Consider the following 26109-nt stretch of genomic DNA (forward strand, 5'->3'; position numbering starts at 1 on the left):
CCTCGGCGAACCCGATATTAACTCCCTCCGGCGCAAGACGAAAACCTCAGCAAGGGGTTACGAATGGCGGAGACATGGGAACGGCGGGGATTCGAGGGCGCCGAACCGATCGCGAGCACCGGGCATCGCCCCGGTGAGACCTTGCCCGCGTCGGCGGGCATCGGCGCGGTCTTCGAAATCTCTGGCTCGTCGAGCCAGATCATGCTCGATCTCGACTGCCTCGACGCACTGGCCAACGATCCCGATCCCTCAATCGCCAATGCGGGCCAGGTCGGCAGCCAGATCAAGCTGCGCGTCGGCGGCAGCTGGCTGATCGCCAACGTCCGCTCGATGCGGCTGAGCGAAAGCCACGGCAACCGCGTCGTCGCCCAGATCGACTTCCTGGGCGAAGGCGACGAGGAAAAGCTGACCGGCAAGCTCTACCGCTTTCGCCGCGGCGTCACCCGATACCCGTCGCCCGGCACGCCCGTCTTTCCGGTGTCGACCGCCGACATGAAACAGATCTACGCCGCCGACGACCGCGCGAATATCGAGATCGGCACCATCTATCCGACCAAGGATATCCGCGGCGCGCTTTATGTCGACGCGATGCTGGGCAAGCATTTCGCGCTGCTGGGATCGACCGGCACCGGCAAGTCGACGGCGGCCGCGCTGATCCTCCACCGCATCTGCGAGCTGGCGCCGCAGGGTCATATCGTGATGATCGACCCGCACGGCGAATATTCCGCCGCGTTCCGCACGACCGGCGAGATCTACGATGTTTCCAATCTGCAGATGCCCTATTGGCTGATGAACTTCGAGGAGCATTGCGAGGTTTTCGTGACAACGTCGGGCTCGGAGCGGCAGATCGACGGCGACATCCTCGCCAAATGCATCCTGGCGGCGAAGGCCAAGAACCGGCTGGCACAGGAATTCGGCAAGCTGACGGTCGATTCGCCGATCCCCTATCTGCTCAGCGACTTGGTCAACCTCATCCAGCTGGAAATGGGCAAGCTCGACCGCGCCGGCGACACCGCGCCCTATCTGCGGCTGAAGACCAAGATCGACGAAGTGAAGGGCGATCCGCGCTACGCCTTCATGTTCAGCGGCATGCTGGTCGCCGACACGATGGCGCAGTTCCTCGGCCGCATCTTCCGCCTGCCCGCCGACGGCAAGCCGATCTCGATCATCGACGTGTCCGGCGTGCCGAACGAGATCACGAGCGTCGTGGTCGCGGTGCTGAGCCGCATGACCTTCGACTTCGCGATCTGGTCGCGGAACGAGGCACAGCGGCCGATCCTGCTCGTCTGCGAAGAGGCGCACCGCTATGTCCCCAACGAACGCAACGCCGACGCATCGTCGGTCGGCCGCATCCTGAGCCGCATCGCGAAGGAAGGCCGCAAGTACGGCGTGTCGCTGGGCCTGATCACGCAGCGCCCGTCCGACCTGGCCGAAGGCGTGCTGTCGCAGTGCGGCACGATCATCTCGATGCGCCTCAACAACGACCGCGACCAGGCCTATGTCCGCGCGGCGATGCCGGAAGGCGCTCGCGGCTTCCTCGATTCGATCCCCGCCCTGCGCAACCGCGAGTGCATCGTCTGCGGCGAAGGCGTCGCGACCCCGATCCGCGTGCTGTTCGACACGCTCGACGAAGTGAAGCGGCCGGCGTCGGGCGACCCGCTGTTCTCGCAGCTTTGGCGCGAAACCGGGGGCGAGGACGGGATCATCGACCGGACGGTGCGCCGGTGGCGGGCACAGGGGCGGTAAGCGGGCACCCTGCGATTGCGAGAGCAATCGCAGGAGATGCCACGTCGGGCAGCGGTGCGAGCGCAGCTCGCTCCGTCTGACGACGTGGCGGCCAGCCGATCCTTACCGCAACCAGTTCACAATTCGCAGCCCATCGACCCGCGCGAACTCCCGAACATTGTCGGTCACCAGGATCGCATCTGTTGCCAAGGCGTGCGCCGCGATCAGCAGATCGTTCGCACCGATCGTCAAACCGCGCTTCTCCAGATCGCTTCGCGTTTCGGCATAAGTTCGGTCGACATCGTGATCCAGGGGCAAGACCGGAATGAACCCCAACGCCCCCTCTACCCGCTCGGTCAATCGCTGCGAACCGCGGCGGGCGGCACCGTATCGCAGTTCGCATGCGACGATGATGCTCGTGACGACATTCTCCACACCGACCTGCGCAATGGTACGCGTCACGACACCCTGCGGAAATTGGATCAGGTCAGAGACGATATTGGTGTCGATCAGATACCGCGTCACAATACGACCGGTTCCGGCGGACGATCCTCAATCTCCCCGATCCCCTCGTCGAGCGGTTCGAGCGTGGCCAGCCAATCCAGCAGCGATTTCGGCCGCGCGGCCTCGATTACGAGACGATCGCCCTCCTTGCGCATGATCGCATCCTCGCCGGGCAATTCGAAATCCCGCGGGATGCGGATGGCTTGGCTGCGGCCGTTCTTGAAGAGCTTGACGATGCGTTCGTGCTTCATGAGTGGAAATATAGCATAGGCCGGTGGCATATGCCACGCCCCCCCCCACGCCACGTCGTCAAACGTGACCGGCTTTGCCGGTCCCGCTGCCCGAGGGCACCTATGAAAGTAATACTTTCATGGGACCCGTCGACGTGGCATCTCCTTGGCTTGCTTGCGCAAGCCAAGGGTGCCCGCGACTCAATCCGCGGTTGGCACCGCCATCAGTTTCGCGAACTTGCTCTTGAACGCCGCGAGTGCGCTTCCCGACAGCTGCTGGACGCTTTCGAACGTCACCTTACCCGGGTTGATCGGCACGCCGTTCTTCCACAGCTCGTAGTGGAGGTGCGCGCCGGTCGACATGCCGGTGGAGCCGACATAGCCGATGATCTGCCCCTTCGACACGCGCCCGCCGCTTGCGACGGCGATGCGGCTCATGTGGCCGAAGCCGGTGGCGAGGCCGCCGCCGTGGGACAGCTTGACGAATTTGCCGTAGCCGCCGGCCCAGCCCGCCATCTGCACCACGCCGTCCATCGGCGCGCGGATCGGCGAACCCATCGGGGCGGCGATGTCTAGGCCCTTGTGCATGCGCGCATAGCCCAGCACCGGGTGGCGGCGCATGCCGAAGGACGAGGTCAGGCGGCCGGCGACCGGCATCATCGCACCCGACGAACTCTTGGCGCCGATGCCCTTGGCGTCGAACCACTGGTCCTTGCCGTCCTTGTCGAACCGCACGAGCTGCAACTTGCGCGCATCGCTCGACAGGCCGGCGTAGATTAGCTTGCCGAGCTGGACCTCGCCGGTTGCGGCGCGGGCGCGTTCGACAATCAGGTCGAACTGCTCGTTCGAACCGATCCGGCTCATCGGCACCCGGCTGGCGATCGAACGGATGAAGGCCTCGACCGCCTTGGCCGGCACGCCGGCGGCGCGGGCGGAGCGATAGAGGCTGGGGCCGACGCGACCCTGGATGCGCAGCGGCGTGTGGTCGATCGCGATCGGCACCGCGGTCAGCGCCAGGCCAGCGGCATCGCGCGCAACCTTCATGCCCAGGTCGAAGCGCGCGCGGAAGCTCAGCGCCTCGACCGGGCGCGCATCGGCCTTGTTCGCGCGGCGACCGAGCGTCAGCTGGAGCTGGGTGCCGGGCTTCAGTTCGTCGAGCGGCATCCGCGCCGCGACCATGTCGGCGATGCGATCCGCCTCGCCCTCACCCACCCCGGCGCGTTCGAGCGCGCGGGCGAAGGCGTCGCCCGACGGCAGGGTCGTCGAGAGTTCGAGCACCGGGCGTTCGGGCGTGTCGGTCAGCGGGCGAACGGCGGCGGTCGGCGCAAGGCGCCGGCCGGAGGTGCCGCCATAGGCAAGCGGCGCGATCGACTGCGCGCGCGCCTCTTCCCAGTCGGCGCCGTCCATGACGGGTGCGGCGGGACGATAGAGCGGATGAAAGCCGGGGGCGAGCGCCAGCGTGACGGCGCACAGCGCAGCGCAGGTCGCCGCACCGCGCCACCATTCCCGGCTGCCGATGTTGGCGCCGAGGTCGGGCACGAAGTCGATATCGCGAAGCCGCTCGCGCCAGCCATCGCCACGCGATGCGGCGGCGGCCGCCGGCAGCGGGGCACGTCCGAAGGTCAGCGCCGCAGCGCCGCCCGCTCCACCCAAATTCTGATCGTTGCGCAGGTACACGGCCGCGCCAATCCCCCGAAATGAAATTCAGCCTGCCCCGAAAAGCCCCAGGCTTGGCCGCGAGCGTTGTGGGGGAGAAGTGCTAAAGTCAAATTAACCCGCGGTCCCGGGCGGATGGCTTGCGACGAGGCGTGGGGCTGGTTCGACGAAGTGTCATGTCGATCCTCCCCTGGAGGGGCAGGATTATAAGGATTCCTTGACCTAACCCATTGCATCCCCGCGTCCGGCGGTCGATCTATCGGGCAGGATGAGTAGTTTCGCGCGTTCCGCCGTCACCGCGGTGCTGGGGCCGACCAACACCGGCAAGACCCATCTGGCGGTCGAGCGGATGTGCGGGCACTCGTCGGGCATGATCGGCTTTCCGCTGCGCCTGCTGGCGCGCGAAGTGTACGACCGCGTCGTCGCGATGAAGGGCGAACGCCAGGTCGCACTGATCACCGGCGAGGAACGGATCATCCCGCCCGACGCTCGCTATTTCCTGTGTACGGCCGAGAGCATGCCGATCGATCGCGACGTCGCCTTCGTCGCGCTCGACGAGGCGCAACTGGGCGCCGATCCGGAGCGCGGGCACGTCTTCACCGACCGGCTGCTGCGCGCGCGCGGTCGCGAGGAGACGATGATCCTCGGGTCCGCGTCGCTGAAGCCGCTGGTCCGCACCCTCGTGCCCGAAGCAGAGGTGATCGAGCGGCCGCGCTTCTCGACATTGAGCTATGCCGGGGCGAAGAAGCTGTCGCGGCTGCCCAAGCGCTCCGCGATCGTCGCCTTCTCCGCCGAGGAAGTCTATGCGGTGGCCGAGGCGATCCGCCGGATGCGCGGTGGGGCCGCCGTCGTGATGGGGGCGCTGTCCCCCCGCACCCGCAATGCGCAGGTCGCGATGTTCCAGGCGGGCGAGGTCGACTATCTCGTCGCGACCGACGCGATCGGCATGGGGCTGAACATGGACGTCGCGCATGTCGCCTTCGCCAGCCTTACCAAGTTCGACGGCCGCCGCACCCGCCGCCTGACCGTCCCCGAAATGGCGCAGATCGCTGGCCGCGCCGGACGGCACCAGCGTGACGGGACGTTTGGCGGGCTGGTCGAGGACGGCCCCGGCGCGTTCACGCCGGAGGAAGTCTTCGCGATCGAAGACCACCGCTTCGCGCCCCTCGATTTCCTCTACTGGCGCGAGGGACAGCCCGATGTGTCGTCGGTCGACGCCCTGATCGCCAGCCTGGAGCGCAAGCCCACCGAAATCGTACTCCGCGCCGCGCCCGAGGCGCTGGACCTCGCCGTCCTCAAGCGGCTGTCGAACGAGCATGTCGTGCTGAACCGCGCACGCTCCCCCGCCGGCGTCGCCAAACTCTGGGCGGCGTGCGGCATCCCCGATTTCCAGAAGCTGGGTGTCGAGCCGCACAGCCGCTTCGTAGCGCGCGTGTTCACGCATCTGACCGAAGGCAACGGACACATCCCCTTCGCCTGGTTCGCCAGCGAGATCGCGCGGCTCGACACCGTCGCGGGGGATGTCGAGACGATCGCCGGGCGGATCGCAGCGACCCGGACCTGGGCCTATATCGCGCACCGCGCCGGCTGGCTGGCTGATCCGCTGGAGGCACAGGCCCGCGCGCGCGCTCTGGAGGAACGGCTGTCGGACGCGCTGCACGATCGGCTGACGCAGCGCTTCGTCGACAAACGCACCACGGCGCTGCTGCGCACGATCGGCGCGGATCACCGCCACCTGCCCGTCACGATCGGCGAACAGGGCGAAGTGAGCGTTGAGGAGCATGAGATCGGTCGCCTCGACGGCTTCCGCTTCACCGTCGTCGCCGACGCGCGCGCGACCGACAAGCGCCTGTTGCTGGCGGCGGCGGAGAAGCGGCTGGCCGGCGAGCTGGGCAAGCGCGGCGCGGCGCTGGCGGAGGCGCCTGACGCCGACCTGTCGGTCGATGCGGGCGCGATCCTGTGGCGCGGGGCGGAGGTCGCGCGGCTGGGCACCGGCCAGCGGCTGACGCGACCGGCGATCCTGATCGACCGGGCGCTCGATTGCCTCGACAAGCCGGTTCGGGAGCGCGTCGCCGCACGGCTGGCGCGCTGGATCACGGATCGGACGCGCAAGCTGACGCCGGCGCTCGCCCGGCTGGATGCATTGGCGGACGACACCTCCGCCCCGCCCGAACTGCGCGCGGTTGCGATCGCGCTGGCGGAGGCCGGCGGGCTGGCCGACCGGGCGACCGTGCCCGATGTCGAGCGGATCGATCCGCGCGCGCGGCGCTATCTGCGCGATCTGGGAATCACGGTCGGGACGCTCGACCTGTTCGATCCGCGGCTGACGCGGCCGGCGCCGGCGCGGTGGCGGGCAGCACTGCTGGCAGCGCGTGGACGAACGACGGCACTGCCGCAGGAGGGCGCGACGGTGGTTACCGGGGGTGCACCGTTCGCGGGCTTCCGCCGGATCGGGACGCAGCAGGTGCGGCTCGACCTGGTCGAGCGGATCGCCCGCGCGGCCCATGATGCGCGCGGTCAGGGCGAGAACGGCGCGCGCAGGCCGTTCGCCCCCGACCCGGCGCTCGCGACCTCGATCGGGGTGACGCCTGACACGCTCGCCAAGCTGATGGTGCGGTTGGGCTTCCGTGCGGTGAAGGGCGATGCACCGGGCTGGGTCTGGCAGGGACGGCCGAAGCTCGTGTCGCCGAAGAAGGCCGAGCCGCCGCGCCGCGACAATGCCTTCGCCGTGCTCGCCGGGTTCGGGACGCTGCGTGGCTGACACGATGCGCCTCGACAAGTTCCTGTGGTTCGTGCGGCTGGCGAAGACGCGCAGCTTCGCACAGGGACTGGCCGAGGCGCGGCATTTGCGGATCGACGGCCGCGTGATCGAGAAGGCGGCGGCCTGCGTCCGCGTCGGCAATACGCTGACCTTTCCGCTGCACGACCGCATCCGCGTCATCCGCGTGATCGCGCTGCCCGCGCGTCGCGGCCCCGCGCCGGAAGCACGCGCCTGCTACCTCGATCTGCATGAGAATGTCTCGCAGGAAACCCCAGGCGATTGACGCGTTCGCAAAGCGACAATAGCGACGGCCGCGATTCGAAGGAGTTTCCCCGTAATGACCTACGTCGTCACCGACGCCTGCATCCGCTGCAAGTATATGGATTGCGTCGAGGTCTGTCCGGTCGACTGCTTCTACGAGGGCGAGAACATGCTCGTCATCAACCCCAGCGAGTGCATCGACTGCGGCGTGTGCGAGCCGGAATGCCCGGCGGAAGCCATCCTGCCCGACACCGAGAACGGGCTGGAAAAGTGGCTGGAGCTGAACACGACCTTCTCCGCCCAGTGGCCCAATGTCACGCGCAAGCTCGACCAGACCCCGGCCGACGCCGACGAGCACAAGGGCGAAGAGGGCAAGTTCGACAAATATTTCTCGCCCGAGCCCGGCGCCGGCGACTGAGTGACAGCCGACCTGCCGCTACGGCAGGGGTGTCAGCACCGTCATTTGGCGGAAATTCGCGCTTTGCGAGTCGCTTGGCCGTGTTCGGACGCTGGTAATTTTATTGCGACTGTGTTAAATAGGTCAGGACGAGGGCGATTGACTCCCCCCTCGCCCGGAGAAGCACAGATATTGTCTCGACGCCGCCGGCCATCCCTTGGTTGTGCGCGCCCCTTTCGTCGGGGCACTGAATACGGAAAGGCTCACCGCACATGGCTGCTAAGGCGCTGTCCTTCGTTGTCGGCGATTATGTCGTTTACCCCAAGCACGGCGTGGGTCGTGTCATCGAACTTCAGAAGCAGGAAATCGCTGGCACCAGCCTCGAACTCTATGTGCTGCGCTTCGAGAAGGAACGCATGACGCTGCGCGTTCCGACCAACAAGGCCGAAAGCGTCGGCATGCGCAAGCTCAGCAGCGACAAGACGCTGCGCGAGGCGCTCGACACGCTGAAGGGCAAGCCCAAGGTCAAGCGCACCATGTGGTCGCGCCGCGCGCAGGAATATGAAGCGAAGATCAATTCGGGCGACCTGGTATCGATCGCCGAAGTGGTCCGCGACCTGTTCCGCCCCGATGACCAGCCCGAGCAGAGCTATTCGGAACGCCAGATCTTCGAAGCCGCCGCCAGCCGCCTCGCGCGCGAACTGGCCGCGATGGAAGAGGTCGACGAGCCCAAGGCGCTGGTCAAGATCATCGACATCCTGAAGGTCGCGGCGCCCGCCTATGCCAAGGACAAGGCGCTGGCCTGACACATCATTTCTGCCGTTCGTGTCGAGTAGGGATCGAGCGAAATCGAGAGCCCGTATCGAGACGAGCTTTCTCGATACGCCGTCTCGACAAGCTCGACGCCTACTCGAAACGAACGGTGAATTTGCGTTTTTAAAAAGGGGGCGGCCGGCGACGGTCGCCCCTTTTCGTTTGCGCTCCCCCGACCTGTGTATTATGTTCGCAACACACAGCGGGAGAATGACGATGCGATTTCTGATGACCCTGGCAGCCCTGCCCCTGGTCGCCTGCGGCGCGATCGCCGGCACCAACCGGGGCGAAGCGGTCGCCGAGAGCGGCAGCGGCGGGACGCGCGAGTTCCAGGTCGCAGGCTTTACCAAGGTCGAACTGGCGGGCGCCGACGACATCGACGTGCGGGTCGGCCAGGGCTTCTCGGTCCGCGCCGAGGGGCCGGCGGAGCAGCTCGACAAGCTCGACATCCGCAAGGACGGATCGACCCTGTGGGTCGGTCGCAAGCGCGACAAGAGCGGCTGGTCGATCTCGCGCGGCAAGGGCGTGAAGGTCTATGTGACGATGCCCGCGATCGAGGGGGCTTCGCTCGGCGGGTCGGGCAATCTTTCGGTCGATACCGCCCGCGCCAGGGCGTTCGAAGCGAGCCTCGCCGGATCGGGCGACCTGCGGCTCGACCGGATCGAGGCGCAGGACGTGAACATGAGCCTCGCCGGTTCGGGCAACCTCCGCGCGGCGGGACAGGCTGCGACGCTGAAGGTCAGGATCGCCGGATCGGGCAATGTCGAGGCGGCGGGATTGAAGGCGGCGGACGCCAATATCTCGGTCGCCGGATCGGGCAACGCCGCTGCTCAGGTCAATCGCACGGCCAAGGTAAGCGTGGTGGGATCGGGCAATGTGACGCTGACCGGCGGCGCGAAGTGCGATTCGTCCAAGATGGGATCGGGCGAGATCCGGTGCAGCTGATCGGGTAATCGCGCTCACGGAGGATGGAGGGCGGCAGCGGCCTTGCGCATCGCCGGTCGAGGTGCGAGCCTGACGGCCATGTACCGCGTCGCAGTCCTCCTCCCCGCCCTCCTCATCGCCGCGCCCGCCAGGGCAGACGATCGCGCCTATATGCTGACCGACTTCGACGCGGTCCGGGTCGAGGGTCCCTATGAAGTGACCGTCGCCACCGGCCGCGCGCCACGGGCGGTCGCGAGCGGCGCGGCGCGCAGCTTCGAGACGGTCGATGTCCGCGTCGAAAACCGCACGCTCGTCGTCCGTGCCGGGCTGGAGGCTTGGGGCGGATATCCGGGTGCAAAGGCCGCCGCCCCACGGATCGCGGTGACCGTGCCGGCGGTGCGCACCGCCAATGTCACGGGCGGCGGGCGGCTGACGATCGATCGCATGGCCGGACAGACGGTGACGCTGCAACTGCTGGGCGCCGGATCGATCGCGGTCGGCGCTGCGAAGGCCGACCGGCTGGAGGCCGGCGTCGTCGGCGCGGGCACGATCACGCTGGGCGGCACCGCGCAACGGGCACGGCTGATCGCGAACGGCGCAGGATCGATCGATGCCGCAGGCCTGACCGCGGACGCGCTGTTCGTCGACTGGCAAAGCGTCGGCAGCGCGCGCGTGACTGCGCGCTACACGGCGGAGGTCTATGCGCGCGGACAGGGTCCGGTCGAGGTCCTGGGCAAGGCGGCTTGCAAGGTCGCGGGTGCTGGCCCGGTGAGTTGCAGCAACATCGCGTCGCGGCGGGATTGAGGATTTGGCGGCAGTAGTGGCCGTCGTCTGATAGCCGGCCATCGGCTGCTACCCGCCCCTCAATTGGTTGCTCCCCGCCCCTCAATTCCGTCCTTCCGGCGAAGGCGTGAATCGATAGTCGCTGAACGTCGTGAGACTCACTGTCGTCAGCCAGAATTGAGTCCCGCCTTCGCGAGACCTCTGCGAACCTCAGGTCGGTGCTCCCGCGCAGGCGGGAGCCCAGAGTCAAGGGCGACGCAGCTCGTTGTATTGCTTGGCCCTGGGTTCCCGCCTGCGCGGGAACACGGGTGGGTTTTGGTCATGTGCAGAGACTCTCGCCAAAGTCTCGCCTTCGTGGGAATGACGAACATCATCTGATCGCTTACCCAGCCGTCGGAAGGATCGAACCCCCACCCGTCAATCGAATAGCGGCAAGCCCCCCTCCGCACGCGGCGTGAAGTTCGATACCGTCACGCCTACCAGCCTTATGCCCTTCGCCGTCGGCAGCACTGATCGGATCAGCCCCAGCGCCGCGGCGCGCAGTCCGGCGTGACTGTCGACCGGCAACGACAGCGTCTGGCTGCGGGTGATCTGCTGGAAGTCGGCGTATTTCACCTTCACCGTCACCGTCCGCCCGAACGCGCCGGCCGCCGCGCACCAGGCCCAGACGTCGTCGGCCATCTCCTGCACCCCCGCCTCGATCTCCGCGGCCAGTATCAGGTCGCGGTCGAAGGTCGTTTCCGATCCCGATGACTTGCGGATGCGGTCGGGATTGACCGGACGATCGTCCTGCCCACGCGCGATCGCATGATACCAGCCGGCCGAACTGCCGAAATGGGTGCGCAGGAACTCCATCGAACACCCACGCAGGTCGCCGCCGGTGCGGATGCCCAGCCGCTCCATCTTCGCCGCGGTCACCGGGCCGACGCCGTGGAAGCGCGCGACCGGCAGCGTCTCGACCCAGGCCGCGCCCATGTCCGGCGTCACCGCGAACTGGCCATTGGGCTTGCGATGGTCGGACGCGAGCTTGGCCAGGAACTTGTTGTACGAGATGCCGGCGGAGGCGGTCAGCCCGGTTTCCTCCAGAATGCGCCCGCGGATCGCCTTGGCCGTCGCCCATGCCGTCGGCAGCCCGGCTAGGTTCGCGGTCACGTCGAGATACGCCTCGTCGAGCGACAGCGGCTGGATGATGGGCGTGAATTCGGCGAACACGGCATGGATCTGGCGCGACACCGCCTTGTACACATCGAAGCGGGGGCGCACGAAGACGAGGGTCGGGCAGCGCCGCAGCGCGGTGACCGATGGCAGCGCCGATCGCACGCCGAAGGCGCGGGCCTCATAGCTCGCCGCCGCCACCACGCCGCGCGCGGCCGGCGATCCGACCGCGACCGGCTGCCCTTTCAACGACGGATCGTCGCGCTGTTCGACCGACGCGTAAAAGGCGTCCATGTCGATATGGATGATCTTGCGGGGGTCCACGTCGGTCGAGATGGTAGCGGCGGGCGGGCGGCTCAATGGAAATCGCGCGACTTGATCGGAATCGCGTCCTCGGGATCGCACCCGGTACGGAAGGCCTTGTGATAGTCCGACCGCACGCGCGGTTGCCAGCCGGGATCCCCGCGGTCGGGCGATCCGCCATGCGTCGCGCCGTCGCCGCGCGTCGTCAGCCGCGGCAGGTCGACGTCGCCGACCTCGCGCAGCATCCAGCTGTAATCGACGATGCGGTCGACGATGACGTGGATGACCAGCCCTTCCTTCTGCACCCGCCCCTGCACGCCGATCATCGTCGCCGACATGACGGTGCGGCGCTGCGCCTCGAACCGGTCGGGCCACAGGATCGCATTGGCGACGCCGGTTTCGTCCTCGATGGTGATGAACAACACGCCCTTGGCGCTGCCGGGCTTCTGCCGGACCAGGATGACACCGGCGACCTCGACCTTGCGCCCCTCCTTGATACCCGCCAGCGCGGACGCCGGCACGATACCCGCACGCTCCAGCCGCTGGCGAAGGAAGGCCAGCGGATGCGCGCGCAGGGACAGCTGGGTGGACCGATAATCCTCCACCACCTCGCGCCCCGCGGTCAGCGGGGTAAGCGCGACGGCGGGCTCATGCACCTCCATCGCGTCGAGCAATGGCAGCGACTTTTCGCCCAGCGCCTTCACCGCCCATAGCGCACCGCGCCGGTCGAGCCCGAAACAGCGGAACGCATCGGCGCGGGCCAGCCGCTCCAGCGCCGCTGCCTTGACGCGCGCCCGGCGGAAGATGTCGGGGATCGAGGCGAAGGGGCCGCCGGCGGCGCGGGCGGCCAGGATGGCGTCGGCATCGACCTGGGCGAGGCCAGCGACGACCTTCATGCCGAGGCGGATGGGACGGAGTGCCGCCCAATCCGGGTCGGATCCGGCGAAACGCGTGGGCTTCCTATTAAGCCCTCTCCCCCTTGGGGGAGTGCCGGGTAAACAGCGTCCCACGCTGTTTAGGCCATGCCGGGGGCATGGCCGACCCGGCACTGGTTGGGAGAGGGGAAGGTGTTTCACCGAGACCTGAGCCTGCCGCACGGCCCCTCTCCCAACCCTCTCCTCGCTAGCGGGGAGAGGGCTTAAAAGGATCGTGTCCCATTCGCTGCCGTTCACGCACACCGGCTCGACCGTCACCCCATGCTCACGCGCATCGCGGACGATCTGCGCGGGGGCGTAAAAGCCCATCGGCTGCGCATTCAGCAATGCCGCGCAGAACACGTCGGGATGATGGCACTTCATCCAGCATGACGCATAGGCGATCTTGGCAAACGACGCGGCGTGGCTTTCGGGAAAGCCGTAGCTGCCGAACCCCTCGATCTGCTTGACCAGGCGTTCGGCGAAGTCGGTCGCGATGCCGTTCTTTTCCATTCCGGCGATCAGCGCATCGTGGAACTCACCGACGCCACCGGTGAACTTGAACGTCGCCATCGCCTTTCGCAGTTGGTCCGCCTTGCTGGCCGAGAAACCTGCGCCATGAATCGCGACCTTCATCGCCTGTTCCTGGAACAGCGGTACGCCCAACGTCTTCTTCAGGACATTCTCGAGGGTGGCGTTGGGATAGGTCACCTTTTCCTTCCCCTCGCGCCGCCGCAGATAGGGATGGACCATGTCACCTTGGATCGGTCCCGGCCGCACGATCGCGACCTCGATCACCAGATCGTAGAACTCGGTCGGCTTCATCCGCGGCAGCATCGACATCTGCGCACGACTTTCGATCTGAAACACGCCCAATGTATCGGCCTGCTGGATCATCTCGAACGTCTTGACGCAGTCGTCCTGCATCTCTTCGGATGCCATCGTCAGTCGCACGCCTTTGTGTTCGGCCAGAAGTTCGAACGCACGACGCATGCAACCGAGCATGCCAAGGCCGAGGATGTCGACCTTCATCAGCTTCAATTCCTCGATGTCGGCCTTTTCCCATTCGACGACATGCCGGTCGGCCATCGCGGCCGGCTCTATCGGGACCAGACTGTCCAGTCGGTCGCGGGTCAACACGAAGCCACCGGGATGCTGCGAGAGATGGCGCGGCGTTCCGATCAGGTCGCGTGCCAGTTCCAGCGTCAGCGCCAGGCGCGGGTCGGTCTTGTCGAGATTGAGTTGATCGACATGCCGGTCCCTCACCCCCTCCTCCGACCAGCCCCATACCTGTCCGGCAAGCGCGGCCGTCATGTCTTCCGGCAGGCCCATGACCTTGCCGACCTCCCGCACCGCACCGCGCGCACGAAAGCGGCTGACGACCGCGGTCATCGCCGCATGATCGCGCCCGTAAGTGTCGTAGATCCACTGGATGACCTGCTCGCGCCGTTCATGTTCGAAATCGACGTCGATGTCGGGCGGCTCGTGACGGTCTTCGGAAATGAAGCGTTCGAACAGCAGCTTGTGATAGACCGGGTCGATGGACGTGACGCCAAGAACGAAACAGATCATTGAATTGGCGGCAGAGCCCCGCCCCTGGCACAGAATTTTCTGGCTGCGGGCATAGTCGACGATGGCGACGACGGTCAGGAAATAGGGTGCATAGCGCATCTTGGCGACGAGCTTGAGTTCGTGGCTGAGCAGCTTGCGATAGCGTTCGGTCGGACGCCCGCCGTAGCGCGCGTTCAGCGCGCGCCAAGCGAGTTTCTCGAGTGCCTTTTGCGGACTATGCGCCGTCATGACCCGTTCGTCGGGATATTGATATTCCAGGCTGCGCAGGTCGAATGTGCACCGTTCGACGATCCGTTCGACCGCATGTAGCGCATCCGGATAATCGGCGAAGCGGCGCGCCATTTCCTCGGGTGGCTTGAGGTGCCGGTCGATGCTGCGCTCGCGCCGCAGGCCCAGGTCGTCGATCGTGCAGCCGTGGCGGATCGCGGTCACGACATCCTGCAGCAGTCGTCGGTCGGGATGATGATAGAGCACCTCGCCCGTCGCGAGCGGCGTCAGCCCATAGGCACGCGCCGCCTCTGCCGTGTCGCGCAGGCGCAGGGCATCGCCAGGTCGGCGATGGTGGGTCAGGCAGACGTGACCGCGCTCGCGGCCGAAGACATCGGCCATCCATAGAAGCGCATGGCGCTGCGGCACGTCGTCGCAGACCAGCGCGCCGACCAGCCCGGCGGCATGATCGGCCACATCCTCCCAATGCAGGAAGCACTGGCCCTTCTCGCCCATGTCCGGCTTCGCCCGCAGCTTGCCGCGGGTCAGGAGCGTCGTCAGTCGGCTCCAGGCGGCCCTGTCCTCCGGCCAGACGAGCAGCGACGTCCCGCAGACGAGATCCAGCCGGCAACCCGGGATCGATCGGACCCGCAGGCCGCTGTCCTTCTCAACCTTCTCGCTCGCATAGAGCGCCCGCACCACCCCCGCGACCGAATTGCGGTCGACGATGCCCAGCGCCGGCATCCCCATCACCGCGGCCTGTGCGAACAGTTGCTCGCACGACGATGCACCGCGCAGGAAGCTGAAGTGGGTGGTGACCTGCAGCTCGCTATAGGTCACCCGAACCACCCGTGGAGGAACCAGCTGAGGTCGCCCGTCTCCGCGCGCTCGCCGTCGCCGCGGCGGTAGAGCCAGAAGCGGGTGCCGGCTTCGTCCTCGACGCAGAAATAGTCGCGGACGGCGTCGCGTTCGCTGGCGCGGCGCCACCATTCGCCGGCGATCCGCTCCGGCCCGTCGGCGCGCGCGACGGTGATGGTACGACCGCGCCAGACGAAGCGGCGGGGGGCGCCGTCGGGCATGACCGACAGGACATTGTCGATCCGCTCGGGTCGCGGCAGCAGCCGGACCGGGCGGGGCCAGCGGGGGTGCCAGGGATGCTGTGTGACGCGGGTGTCGAGGCGGCGGACGTCGTCGGTCTTGAGGGTGGTGGCGGTACGCTCCGGCGCGTCGAGTGGCGGCGCGGGCGCGGCGCTGCGTTCGGGCACGTCGCTCTCGACCGGGCGGACACGCCACAACCGCCGCCCCAGCGTCGCCAGCGTGTCGACCAGCGGCGCGAGGTCGGGCGTCGCTTCGCTGGCCAGATCCGCGCCCAGCGCCTCCGGCCCCAGCCGGTCGGCGGAACGCAGGTGAAGCGTGATCGCGTCGATACCGTAACCCGGCTCGACATCGCCGATGCGACGGACGAGCAGGCGCAGGATGTGCGCGCCGTCGCGGCTCGGGCGGGCGAGGCCGATACGGATGCGCTGCGGCACCGCGTCGATGCGGTCGGCGATGACCTCGATCCGCCGCGCGCCCAGGCCGGCGGCGGCGAGTTCCGCAGTCAGGCGGGGAACGAGCGTGCCGAGCCAATGTTCGATCGCCTCCGCCGTCGCGATCGGTTCGGCGAAGCGCTGGGTGATGGCGATCGGCTCGGGCGGGATGACAGGAGTCAGCGGGTCGGGCAGCCGGCCGAGCGCCTGGTCGAGCCGCGCCACGGTACCGGCACCGAAGCGGCGCGCGAGCGGTCCACGCGCGACATCGGCGAGCATGCCAATGGTGTCGATCCCCAGCCGGCGGAGAAGCTCGACCTGCGTTTCACCGAGCGCCAGGGCGGCGACGGGCAGCGGGGCGAGCGACGTCGCGTCGTCGTGCGAATGGAGGATCGGCGCCGGGCCATAGCGGGCAAGCGCATGGGCGGCGGCGGCCGAAGTCGCCACGGCGATGCGCGCTGTGAAACCGCGGGCGGCCAGTTGGCGGACGATGCGCCGGACCATCGCCGCCTCGCCGCCATGCAGATGCTCTGTGCCGGTGATGTCGATCAGCAGCCCGGCCGTGCCGTCGATCGCGACGGTCGGGGAGACGCGGCGCGCGAGCACGGTGGCGAGGGCGGCGAGATCGGCGGCGTCGCCGGTAGGGTCATAGTCGCGGGCGATCAGACCCGACGTCTGCGCCCGCGCCTGGGTCAGCGCCATGCCCCGCGTGATGCCGAGCGCGCGGGCGTGTCGGCAGGCGGCGGCAATCTCCACGCGCGGGCCGGTCTTGTGGACGAGGACCAACGGCACAAGGTCTTCCCCGCTTGCGGGGAGGGGGACCGCGCGAAGCGTGGTGGAGGGGGCGGGCCGCGGGCGGTTCGCCTGTGGCGCTCCCCCTCCACCACCGCTTCGCGGCGGTCCCCCTCCCCGTAGTGGGGAGGATCGGGCCTCGTCCGGGCGCATCGCCTTGAACGGATGCGGCGCGGCTTCGCTCCTGCGGCCGAGCTCGCGCATTGGAGGCTGCTGGTGCGCGGGAAGGCGGGCGATGGCCTGCTGGACCTCCGCCTTTGCCCAGCGCGCGCCGGGGCGCCAGCCGCCGCCGCGTGGGACGGAGCAGGCGTTCACGTGTTCGGCGGCGACCTGGGTGGCGAGGGTGGTGACCACGCCATCAAGTCCCCCGTGCTCCCGCGCAGGCGGGAGCCTAGAGTATGATTCGACTGGGTTGATGCATAGCTGTGCTCCGGCGAAGGCCGGAGCGTTGGCGGGCGACCGGTCTTCGACTGCCAAGGCTCCGGCCTGCGCCGGAGCACGGGTAGTCCCATCGGCCCCGCCGTGGGCAAAGCCCACGTCGTCGGACGCACTGCGTGCGCCGGCCGGGCGGGGCGCTGCGGTGCCTTCGGCACGCACCGGCGCCGTCGAGCTATGCTCCGACGCGCCTGCGCTACGCGGCGCGGCTCGCGCCGCTGCCCGCAGCCGCTCTACCGACCACTCCGGCAGGTACAGCGCAGCGACCCGTTTCATCGCAAGCCTCCAGATCCCAGGCGCCCGGTGCGCCACCCTTTTGTCGAACCAGTTCCACCCGCCAGCGTGATCGCCCCACCCCCGCGACGGGCAGCGGGGTGGAGGGCGCGGTGGCGATGCGCCAGCGGGTGACCGCGGCCGAAGGGGCGCCCAGCGGATCGTCGGCCGTGCGGCCGTGGCGTTTCAGCAGCAGCGCGATCGTCCGCCCGCCTTCCGCTGCCAGTTGCAACCGGCGGGTCGCGGCAAGGCCGGCGCGCTTCGCCTCGCCGATGACGGCGCCGAGCGACCGGTGCCGCAACCCTTCCTCCATGATCGCTAGCAGGTCGGCGTCGTCCTGCGCCTCCGCATAGATGACGCGGTGCGGGGCAAGGCCGGCCTGCGACAATCCGGGGGCGAACAGGTCGCGGCGGCGGACCACCCACAGCACCGGTCCCCACGCCCGCGCGGCGATGCCGGCCATGAACAGGGTCGCAGCGGCATCGTCGCCCATGCCGGCCGATGCGCCGGCGACTTCGTGCAGCGCGTCGAGCCGGAGGCCGGTCGAGGCGAGCACCCCGTCGATCGCGCCGATCCCGAACGGCAGCGCCTCGCGCCGGCGGAAAGATCCGCCTTCGATCCCTCGCAATTCCTCGCGAAGGCGGGCTATGACGGCGGGGTTGGACACGCGGGGCACGACTCGCAAAACAGATGATGTTCTTATTCTGTTCCGTTTTGCGATTGAGTCAACCGGCTGTTTTGGAATGGAGTTTCAGGACAGGTCGTTCCCGCGCAGGCGGGAACCCATCTCCCCGGCTGTCCTCCTGGCGTGTGCGGGAGATGGACCCCCGCCTTCGCGGGGGTGACGTGCCCTCGGACGCCGCCAGCCCCTCCACCATCGCTACGCGATGGTCCCCTCCCCGAGACAAGCTCGGGGAGGAATTGCCAACCGCATGCCTCCCGCCACGAATCGCACTCGACCCGCGATCTCAGCTTGTTAATCTCCGCGCCATCCCGATCCCGGCATAGGCCCGCACATGACCTTTCGCTTGACGCTCGCCCTTCTCGCCACGACCTCCCCGGTCATGGCCACCGCCCAGACCCAACCCGCCGCCGCTCCGACCGCCGATGCCGCGATCCTGCTCCAGCCCTGGAGCGGGCCGAACGGCGGGGTGCCGCCGTGGGACAAGGTGAAGCCCGCGATGTTCCCGCCCGCCTATGAAACGGCGATGACCGAGTATCGCCGTCAGGTGCACGCGATCCGCGACAATCGCGCGGCGCCGACGTTCCAGACGGTGATCGTGCCGCTTCAGCTCGCCGGCGAGACGATGGGCCGGGTCGGCGCGATGTGGGGCGTCTATACCTCCAATCTCGCGACCAAGGAGGTGCAGGACATCGACCGGGTGCTGAGCCCGAAGCTCGCCGCCTTCTACGACGAACTGACGCTCGATCCCGCGCTCTTCGCCAAGATCAAGGCGGTCTATGACGGCCGCAAGACCGCCAGGCTCGATGCGCAGCAGCTGCGTCTCGTCGAGCGGACCTATCGCAGCTACGTCCGCCGCGGCGCGATGCTGTCGCCTGCGCAGCGCGCGCAGGTGACGCAGCTGAACCAGCAGCTCGCCACCGCCTTCACCGACTTCGGCAGCAAGCTGCTGGCGGACGAGGAAAAGTGGATCGTCGTCGATGACGAGGCGCAGCTGGCGGGCGTCCCTGATAGCGTGAAGGCGGCGATGGCCGCGGCGGCGACCGCCAGGCAGTTGCCGGGCAAATGGGTCGTCGTGAACACCCGCTCCTCCGCGCAGCCGGTGCTGACCTATGCCAGGGATCGCGTCCTGCGGGAGAAGGTGTTCAAGGCCTTCGTCAACCGCGGCGACAATGGTGACGCCAACGACACCAAGGCGACGATCGCGCAAATCCTGAAGCTGCGGCAGGAGCGCGCCAAGCTGCTCGGCTTCAAGAACCACGCCTATTTCCGCATGGACGACACGATGGCCGAAACCCCGGCCAACGCGATGGCGCTGATGATGCGCGTCTGGCCCGCCGCGGTCGCACGCGTCCGCGAGGAAGTCGCCGACATGCAGAAGGTGGCGGACGCGGAAAAGGCCGGCATCACCATCCAGCCATGGGACTATCGCTATTACGCCGAGAAGGTGCGCAAGGCGAAGTACGACCTGGATGAGAGCGAGATCAAACCGTACCTGGAACTCGGTAATATCCTGAACGGTGCCTTCTACGCCGCCGGCCGGCTGTACGACCTTGGCTTCAAGGAAAACACCGGGCAGATCCCGGTCTTTGATCCCGACGTCCGTACGTTCGAGGTGACGAACACCAAGACCGGCAAGTTCGTCGGATATTTCTATTTCGACGCCTATGCGCGGCCCAGCAAGCGATCGGGCGCATGGGCGACGACCTATCGCAGCCAGCAGAAACTGGCCGGCGACCGCACGGTGCTCAGCTCGAACAACAATAACTTTGTGAAGGGCGCGCCGGGCCAGCCGACGCTGATCAGCCTGGACGATGCGACCACCGCCTTCCACGAATTCGGCCACGCGATCCACTCGCTGCTGCAGAACGTGACCTATCCGGGTCTCGCCGGCACGCCGCGCGATTTCGTGGAATATCCAAGCCAGGTGAACGAGAATTGGCTGCTGACCCGCGACGTGCTCGATCGTTATGCCAAGAACGCGGCCGGCCAGCCGATGCCGCAGGCGCTGGTCGACAAGATCGAGAAGTCGTCGACCTTCAACCAGGGCTTCGACACGGTCGAATATCTCTCGTCGGCGATCGTCGACATGAAGCTGCATGACCGCGAGACGCCGGTGACCGACATCGCCGCGTTCGAGCGCGATACGCTGGCCGAGCTCGGCATGCCCAAGGAGATGGTGATGCGGCACCGCCTGCCGCAGTTCGGGCATCTCTTCTCGTCCGACGCCTATTCGGCCGGTTACTACAGCTATCTCTGGTCGGAGACGATGGACGCCGACACCTGGGCAGCGTTCGAACAGGCCGGCGTGTGGGACAAGGCGACCGCCGACCGCTTCCGCACGACATTGCTGTCGACCGGGAACGAGACGGATCGGAAGGAGGCCTACCGCACGTTCCGCGGGCGCGATCCGGACGTGAATGCGCTGTTCAAGCGTCGGGGTTTTCCGACGAAGTAAGCAGATTTAGAGCGTCATGCCGGACTTGATCCGGCATCCAGAGTCGCGGGCGATGCAGTGCGTGGCCCTGGATGCCGGATCAAGTCCGGCATGACGGGACGGTTACCCATTCACGATCGTCCCCCCATTCGGGTGCAGCACCTGCCCGGACATATAGCTCGAGTCCTGACACGCCAGGAACAGGAACGCCGGGGCGACCTCGTTCGGCTGGCCCGGCCGGCCCATCGGCGTATTCTGGCCAAAGGTCTTCAGCTTCTCCGGCGTCGCGCCGCCGAACGGATTGAGCGGCGTCCAGATCGGTCCCGGCGCCACCGCATTCACGCGGATGCCCTTGCCGATCAGGTTCTCCGACAGCGACCGGGTGAAGGCGGTGATCGCGCCCTTCGTCGACGAATAGTCGAGCAAATCCTTGGCGCCCTGGTACATGGTGACGCTCGTGCAGTTCACGATCGCGCTGCCGTCCTTCAGATGCGGCAGGGCGGCTTGGACCATGTGGAACATGCCGAAGATGTTGGTCTGGAAGGTGCGGAGCAACTGTTCCTCGGTGATGTCGCGGATATCCTCGTCGGGGTGCTGCTCGCCGGCATTGTTGACCAGCACGTCGAGCCGGCCGAAGGCATCCACCGTCTGCTGGACGGCGCGCTCGCACATCTTGCGGCTGCCGACGTCGGCGCGGATGGCGAGACCGCGGCGGCCTTCGCTCTCGATGATCCGCACCGTATCCTCGGCGTCGTCGCTTTCGAGCAGATAGACGATCGCGACGTCGGCCCCTTCGCGGGCGTAGAGCGCCGCGACCGCGCGGCCGATGCCGCTGTCGCCGCCGGTGATGATCGCGACCTTGCCCGCCAGCCGGCCGGAACCGGGATAGCGGGGCTGCCATTCGGGCTTGGGCTCCAGCTGGCGCTCATGGCCGGGCAGCGCGTCCTCGTGGACCATTTCGGCGGTGTCTTGGGCAGCGGTCATGGCAGGGCTCCTGAATACCGCGTCTCAACCGCTCGCGGCGCCCCGCCGTTCCCGGAAACCTTCGTACAACTCACTCGTTTCGCTAGCTAAATGATCGACCTGCAAACCCCGGATGGTATCGAGGATCGGCACGCCGAACCCAAGCGGCTGCACGCCTATGCCAATCTCCTGTCGCTGCTGGTGCTGGGCGCGTTGATGGTCACGGCAATGACCGGCTGGCTGGCGGGCGACCGCACGACGCCCCGCAGGGTCGAGGCACCTGCCGCGACGATGACCGCCAGCATCCCCGACCGCCTGCGCAACGGCGAGTTCTTCGAGATGCGTCTGACGATCACGGCGACGCGCGATATCGCCGATGCGACGATCGCGGTGCCGCCGGCGCTGTGGCGGGACATGACAATCAACGCGATGGTCCCGGCCGCGTCGGAGGAAGCGTATAAGGATGGCGCATACCGCTTCCACTATGGCGCGTTAAAGGCGGGCGAGACGCTGGAGATTAAGATCGACGGCCAGATCAATCCGCCGCTGACCATCGGCACCGCGGGCGAGGTCGCGCTCTACGATGGCGACACGCGGATCTTGGCGCTGCCGGTGCGCATTGCGGTGCTGCCCTGATGGATATCGTGCTGCGCGCCACTGCGATGTTCGCGATCGTCTATCTGCTGCTGCGGCTGCTGGGCAAGCGCGAGCTGGGGCAGATGGCACCGTTCGAGGTGGTGACTTTGGTCGTGATGGGCGATCTGATCCAGCAGGGGATCACGCACAATGATTACAGCCTGACCGGCGCGACGCTGGCGATCTGCACCTTCGCCTTCTGGGGCCTGGTGCTGGGCTGGGTCAGCTATCTGTTCCCGCGCTTTCGCAAGGCACTGGAGGGCGAGCCGCGGGTGATCGTGCGCGACGGGGAATTGCTGGAGGGGAATTTGCGCCGCGACCGGATGACGCGGGGCGAAGTGGAGGCCGAAATGCGTCTGGCGGGGATCGGTCGGATGGCGGATGTCGCCTGGGCGATCTTGGAGACGAACGGCAAGATCAGCTTCATCAAGCGCGAGGACGACAGCCGGCCCGCGCGCCAGTCCGACGAGGACGTGGCGCGCTGAGCCTTGGAAGCGTGGCCTGCGCCACCATCGATCAGGCCAGGAAGCCCGGACCCGGATGGCTACTGCCGATGACGAGCAGCACGGTGGCTGCGAACGAGAAGAGGCCGATGGCGAACGAGCGGATCATGATGAAAGTCCCTTTGGAAATGAATGCGGTGGTCGCGGGTTACGCAATGACGACCTGAGGGGCCGATGCGACGACGAGCATCGTGGTGAAGAGCAGCGAGCCGATGATGGCGATGGTCGAGCGCTGCAGCATTTCGAGGCGGTAGGTCATTGTCCCTGATCCTTGTTCTTTCGTGCGCCGGCCGATCCGACGCTGATGCGAGGATCATTGCAGGGGGCGTGCCAAGTTGGTAAGTTGTTGTAATTGCTGGATACGGAAATTGGCTTAGCAAAGTGCGCCAATTTTATCCGACATTCTCCGCCATGAAATGGCGAGTTTTGCACGTCGGTTACATCAAGGGGGTGGGTGCAGCTACCCGCAACCCCACATATCCAAGGCGAACTCTTTGATGCGCGAAGCCGGGTCGACACTCTGCGTGCCAGCGCGAACGGTCGCCTTGCGATACCGTCATCCCGGACTTGATCCGGGATCCAGGGTCACAAGCGACACGGCTTTGGGCTCTGGATCCCGGATCAGGTCCGGGATGACGAAGCGAAGAGGAATGTAAAGCGCCGCAATCGCACGACGTCATCCGATCCGGACGCAGTTCCGTCCGTCATTCTTGGCCGCGTACAGCAACGTGTCGGCGCGCTGGAACAATGTGCGCGCGGTATCGTCGTTGGCCGCCTCGGCGATGCCGGCCGACAGGGTCACCGAACCGAGCGGCGCGTCGGACTCGCGCAGTTTGTATCGCTTGTCGGCGATATGCTCGCGCGCGCGCTCCATCACGGCCCGGACCTGCCCGATACCCAGATTGGAGAACAGCACGACGAATTCCTCGCCGCCGTAGCGCGCGACGAACTGGCCCGCGCACTGCTCGGCCAGCGCCGCGCCGATCGCCTTCAGCACGCGGTCGCCGACCGCATGGCCGAACCGATCGTTGACCGACTTGAAGTGGTCGATGTCGCACACCGCCAGCGCCACTTGCTGCCCCAGCGCCATCCGCTCGGCAAAGGCCTCCTCGAACGCGCGACGGTTCGGCAGGTCGGTCAGCGGATCGCGGCGCGCATTGTCGCGGGCCTCCTCCAGCTCGGCGCGCAATTGCGCGGCCTCGCGCGTCGCCGCCTCCAGCCGCGCCTCCGCGGCCTGGACGCGGCTCGCCATCGCGGTCGTCATCCGGACAACCTCATCGATATCCAGCGTGGTACGAATCGCCTCGGCGCTGGCCGCCAGGTCGCGGCCGAAGCCGGCGGTGTCGGCGTGCAGATCCTCGACCACGTCGACGAAGCCGTCCAGCTGCATCTGCGTGCGGGCGACCATCTGCGCGGCCTCCGCCTTCGCCTGCTGCATCGCCTCGGCACCCGGCGCGCTCGACACGTCGGCGCCAAGATCCTCGATATCCTTCACCGTCAGCCGCACGCCGCCATCGGTCAGCGATGCGACCGCCTTCGCCAGCGGGCTGCCCGGCTGGCTGAGCACGTTATAGGCGAAGACATAGTTGACCGGATCCGGCGACAGCCGCTGGGCGGTCAGGAACTGTCCGATCTGGTCGTACAGCCCGGTGGCGGCGCTCCGCGCGCCAGGCTGCGCTATCGCTTTGATTGCGACCCCCATGCCGATACGATCCCCAAAAAACGTCGTACGCAGGGGTCTAACTTGGCATTACTAACAATCGATTGACCAGCGCGTCGGTTATCCGCGCCGGATCGCTTTCACCGCGGCCAAAGTCTGTGCGACGTGATGGGCAGCGTCGAGTTCGCTGTGCGTGAAGACGATGCGTCCATCGCGACCGATGACATAGCTGGTCCGGTTGGTCGCATTGATCATCGCGCCCGAGGGCGTCTTGATCTGGCGACCGAGCGCCACGTCATAGCCCGCGACGACCTTCGGCCCGGCGCTCGCCACGGTGAACTTGCCCGCGCATTCCTTGGTCGAGAAGTCGCGCAGCACCTCCACCGAATCCGCCGACATGCCGACCACGGTCGCGCCGGCCGCGGTAAATTCGGGAATCGCCTGCGCGAACGCCGCGGCCTCGGCGTTGCAGCCCTTGGTACCGGCGGCGGGGAAGAAATAGAGCACGACCGGCCCCTTCTTCAGCAGCTGCGCCAGATGCACGTTCACGACCTTGCCCTGATACCCGCCACGCGTCTTGAAGTCGGGAGCCTTGGCGCCAGGCGCGAGTGCCGCGGTGGCGGGAGCAGCGGCGAGCGCGAGGGCGGCAAGAGCAAGCAGACGGCGCATGGGGCAAAGCCTTTCGAATGTACGCAAGCAACCTAGCCGTCCGCGAAAGGCTCGGCTAGTCGCTGTACGATGCCGGTGTCACCTTCCGATCTCGCCCTCGCCCATGCCCTTGCGGACGCCGCAGGCGGGGTCATCCGCCGCTACTTCCGCGCCGATTACGGGCTGGAGACGAAGGCCGACGAAAGCCCCGTCACCCGCGCCGATCGCGAGGCGGAGGCGGCGATGCGCCGGCTGATCCTGGCCGAGGCGCCGCGCGACGGCATCGTCGGCGAAGAGGAAGGCACGACCGTCGGCACCAGCGGGCGGCAATGGGTGCTCGATCCCATCGACGGCACCCGCGCCTTCATCGCCGGCCGCCCGATCTTCGGCACGCTCATCGCGCTGGTCGAGGACGGCTTTCCCATCCTGGGCGTCATCGATCAGCCGATCCTCAAGGAACGCTGGGTCGGCGTAGCGGGCCGCGATACCGAATTGAACGGCAAGCCGGCCCGCACCCGCCGCTGCCGCGACCTTGCCGACGCGCTGCTGGCGACGACGAGTCCCGCACTGTTCGCCGACGACGAACTCCACGCGTTCGAGCATCTGGACGTCAAGGTGCGGTCCACCGTGCTGGGCGGCGACTGCTACAACTATGCCTGCCTCGCCTCGGGGCATCTCGACGTGGTGGTGGAAAGCGGATTGAAGCTTCACGACTTCGCCGCGCTGGTGCCGGTCGTGGAGGGCGCCGGCGGCGTGATGTGCGACTGGAACGGCGACCCGTTGCATGCCGGCAGCGCAGGCGACGTCATCGCGGCGGGCGATGCGGCGCGGGTGGAGGACATCCTCGAAGCGCTTAGCTGTCGCGGTGCAGGCAACCACTGATCGCCCAAGTGAAACGGCGTTTCGCAAAGAAACTAGCGCCATGTGGCCGCGGAACTATTGGCTGACGAGCGTTTGCCCCGGCCCGTGTGCGTTGGCTGTCCAGGCTCCGCAGTCTTGAACGACGTACGCGACCGTATCGAATCGAGACGATGATATTTTTGTAAGATTAAACAGGCATTAACTTACAAAACCTCTGTTACCACCCCGCCCATAGAAGACGCGATCTTCGTAGGAATGGGGGGCAAATGATTGAAAGGAAGCCGCGGCTTGCCGCGACCGCCGTCGTTGCCACCGGCACCTTGTCGCCACAGGGAGGCAACTCTTCCGCCCCATTCGTCGACCATTCCGCCGCCCGGCGAAGCATCATCGCCGACGCTGGCCGGACCAGCGGTATCCTGCATCGCGAGACGTACCGTCGTGCCCGAGCCCCCCTCGCAGATCGGCCGTTTCGCTACGTAACGTCG

21 protein-coding genes are annotated in these 26109 nt (G+C 67.2%); 11 read left to right on the plus strand and 10 right to left on the minus strand.

Annotated elements, in window-relative coordinates:
• The first annotated feature begins 63 nt into the window (after positions 1–63).
• Positions 64–1746 carry an ATP-binding protein gene (locus ACFSC3_RS19890; RefSeq protein WP_380942062.1) on the plus strand — a complete coding sequence of 561 codons (1683 nt, stop codon included), beginning with the start codon at positions 64–66 and terminating at the stop codon, positions 1744–1746.
• A gap of 102 nt (positions 1747–1848) precedes the next feature.
• Here the strand turns inward: ACFSC3_RS19890 and ACFSC3_RS19895 are convergent, their stop codons facing one another.
• The 3 genes from ACFSC3_RS19895 to ACFSC3_RS19905 form a co-directional block, all read right to left on the minus strand.
• Positions 1849–2250 carry a type II toxin-antitoxin system VapC family toxin gene (locus ACFSC3_RS19895; RefSeq protein ID WP_380942064.1) on the minus strand — a complete coding sequence of 134 codons (402 nt, stop codon included), beginning with the start codon at positions 2248–2250 and terminating at the stop codon, positions 1849–1851.
• On the minus strand, positions 2247–2480 hold the full coding sequence (locus ACFSC3_RS19900; RefSeq protein ID WP_380942066.1) for an antitoxin: 234 nt from the start codon (positions 2478–2480) through the stop codon (positions 2247–2249). Before ACFSC3_RS19900 ends, ACFSC3_RS19895 begins: the two co-directional genes overlap by 4 nt.
• A gap of 180 nt (positions 2481–2660) precedes the next feature.
• Positions 2661–4136: a M23 family metallopeptidase gene (locus ACFSC3_RS19905; RefSeq protein ID WP_380942068.1), complete on the minus strand. Its 1476-nt coding sequence runs from the start codon at positions 4134–4136 to the stop codon at positions 2661–2663.
• A gap of 247 nt (positions 4137–4383) precedes the next feature.
• Here ACFSC3_RS19905 and ACFSC3_RS19910 point away from each other — a divergent pair, with 247 nt between their 5' ends.
• The 6 genes from ACFSC3_RS19910 to ACFSC3_RS19935 all read left to right on the plus strand — a co-directional run bounded on the left by ACFSC3_RS19910 (position 4384) and on the right by ACFSC3_RS19935 (position 10075).
• Entirely contained in the window at positions 4384–6876 is a 2493-nt protein-coding gene (locus ACFSC3_RS19910; RefSeq protein ID WP_380942070.1) for a helicase-related protein, read from the plus strand.
• Positions 6877–6880: 4 nt separating this feature from the next.
• Entirely contained in the window at positions 6881–7159 is a 279-nt protein-coding gene (locus ACFSC3_RS19915) for an RNA-binding S4 domain-containing protein (RefSeq protein WP_380942237.1), read from the plus strand.
• Between the two features lie 54 nt (positions 7160–7213).
• Positions 7214–7555 (plus strand): ferredoxin FdxA, encoded by a 342-nt coding sequence (gene fdxA / locus ACFSC3_RS19920; RefSeq protein WP_380942071.1) that lies wholly within the window; start codon positions 7214–7216, stop codon positions 7553–7555.
• A 251-nt stretch (positions 7556–7806) separates the two neighbouring features.
• A complete protein-coding gene (locus ACFSC3_RS19925) occupies positions 7807–8340 on the plus strand; it encodes a CarD family transcriptional regulator (protein ID WP_056428215.1) in 534 nt (177 codons plus the stop codon).
• Between the two features lie 235 nt (positions 8341–8575).
• Positions 8576–9292 (plus strand): head GIN domain-containing protein, encoded by a 717-nt coding sequence (locus ACFSC3_RS19930; RefSeq protein WP_380942073.1) that lies wholly within the window; start codon positions 8576–8578, stop codon positions 9290–9292.
• A 78-nt stretch (positions 9293–9370) separates the two neighbouring features.
• Positions 9371–10075, plus strand: a complete 705-nt coding sequence (locus ACFSC3_RS19935; RefSeq protein ID WP_380942075.1) for a GIN domain-containing protein — start codon at positions 9371–9373, stop codon at positions 10073–10075.
• Between the two features lie 396 nt (positions 10076–10471).
• Here ACFSC3_RS19935 and dinB read toward each other — a convergent pair whose 3' ends face one another.
• The 4 genes from dinB to ACFSC3_RS19955 form a co-directional block, all read right to left on the minus strand.
• Positions 10472–11533, minus strand: a complete 1062-nt coding sequence (dinB, locus tag ACFSC3_RS19940; protein WP_380942077.1) for a DNA polymerase IV — start codon at positions 11531–11533, stop codon at positions 10472–10474.
• 32 nt (positions 11534–11565) lie between these two features.
• Complete coding sequence (locus tag ACFSC3_RS19945; protein WP_380942079.1) at positions 11566–15045, minus strand: error-prone DNA polymerase; 3480 nt, start codon at positions 15043–15045, stop codon at positions 11566–11568.
• A complete protein-coding gene (locus tag ACFSC3_RS19950; RefSeq protein ID WP_380942081.1) occupies positions 15042–16880 on the minus strand; it encodes a DUF6504 family protein in 1839 nt (612 codons plus the stop codon). Before ACFSC3_RS19950 ends, ACFSC3_RS19945 begins: the two co-directional genes overlap by 4 nt.
• Positions 16881–17157: 277 nt before the next feature.
• Positions 17158–17901: an ImuA family protein gene (locus tag ACFSC3_RS19955; protein ID WP_380942082.1), complete on the minus strand. Its 744-nt coding sequence runs from the start codon at positions 17899–17901 to the stop codon at positions 17158–17160.
• 349 nt (positions 17902–18250) lie between these two features.
• On the opposite strand from ACFSC3_RS19955, the gene ACFSC3_RS19960 reads away from it, so the two are divergent.
• The gene (locus tag ACFSC3_RS19960) at positions 18251–20374 is read left to right on the plus strand and encodes a M3 family metallopeptidase (protein ID WP_380942084.1); all 2124 of its coding nucleotides are present in this window, start codon (positions 18251–18253) and stop codon (positions 20372–20374) included.
• 102 nt (positions 20375–20476) lie between these two features.
• On the opposite strand, the gene ACFSC3_RS19965 is transcribed toward ACFSC3_RS19960, so the two are convergent.
• Complete coding sequence (locus ACFSC3_RS19965; protein WP_380942086.1) at positions 20477–21337, minus strand: SDR family oxidoreductase; 861 nt, start codon at positions 21335–21337, stop codon at positions 20477–20479.
• A gap of 90 nt (positions 21338–21427) precedes the next feature.
• Between ACFSC3_RS19965 and ACFSC3_RS19970 the strand changes: the two genes are divergently transcribed.
• Positions 21428–21952: a hypothetical protein gene (locus ACFSC3_RS19970; RefSeq protein WP_380942088.1), complete on the plus strand. Its 525-nt coding sequence runs from the start codon at positions 21428–21430 to the stop codon at positions 21950–21952.
• The gene (locus ACFSC3_RS19975) at positions 21952–22437 is read left to right on the plus strand and encodes a DUF421 domain-containing protein (protein ID WP_380942090.1); all 486 of its coding nucleotides are present in this window, start codon (positions 21952–21954) and stop codon (positions 22435–22437) included. Before ACFSC3_RS19970 ends, ACFSC3_RS19975 begins: the two co-directional genes overlap by 1 nt.
• Before the next feature lie 694 nt (positions 22438–23131).
• On the opposite strand, the gene ACFSC3_RS19980 is transcribed toward ACFSC3_RS19975, so the two are convergent.
• Both ACFSC3_RS19980 and ACFSC3_RS19985 read right to left on the minus strand, forming a co-directional pair.
• Positions 23132–24157, minus strand: coding sequence for a GGDEF domain-containing protein (locus ACFSC3_RS19980; RefSeq protein ID WP_380942091.1), 1026 nt, complete (start codon positions 24155–24157; stop codon positions 23132–23134).
• 78 nt (positions 24158–24235) lie between these two features.
• Positions 24236–24784, minus strand: a complete 549-nt coding sequence (locus tag ACFSC3_RS19985) for a peroxiredoxin (protein WP_380942093.1) — start codon at positions 24782–24784, stop codon at positions 24236–24238.
• A 69-nt stretch (positions 24785–24853) separates the two neighbouring features.
• Between ACFSC3_RS19985 and hisN the strand changes: the two genes are divergently transcribed.
• Entirely contained in the window at positions 24854–25645 is a 792-nt protein-coding gene (hisN, locus tag ACFSC3_RS19990) for a histidinol-phosphatase (RefSeq protein ID WP_380942095.1), read from the plus strand.
• The last annotated feature ends 464 nt before the right edge of the window (positions 25646–26109 follow it).

The organism is Sphingomonas floccifaciens, assembly GCF_042681125.1.
GTDB classification, from domain to species: Bacteria; Pseudomonadota; Alphaproteobacteria; order Sphingomonadales; family Sphingomonadaceae; genus Sphingomonas; species Sphingomonas floccifaciens.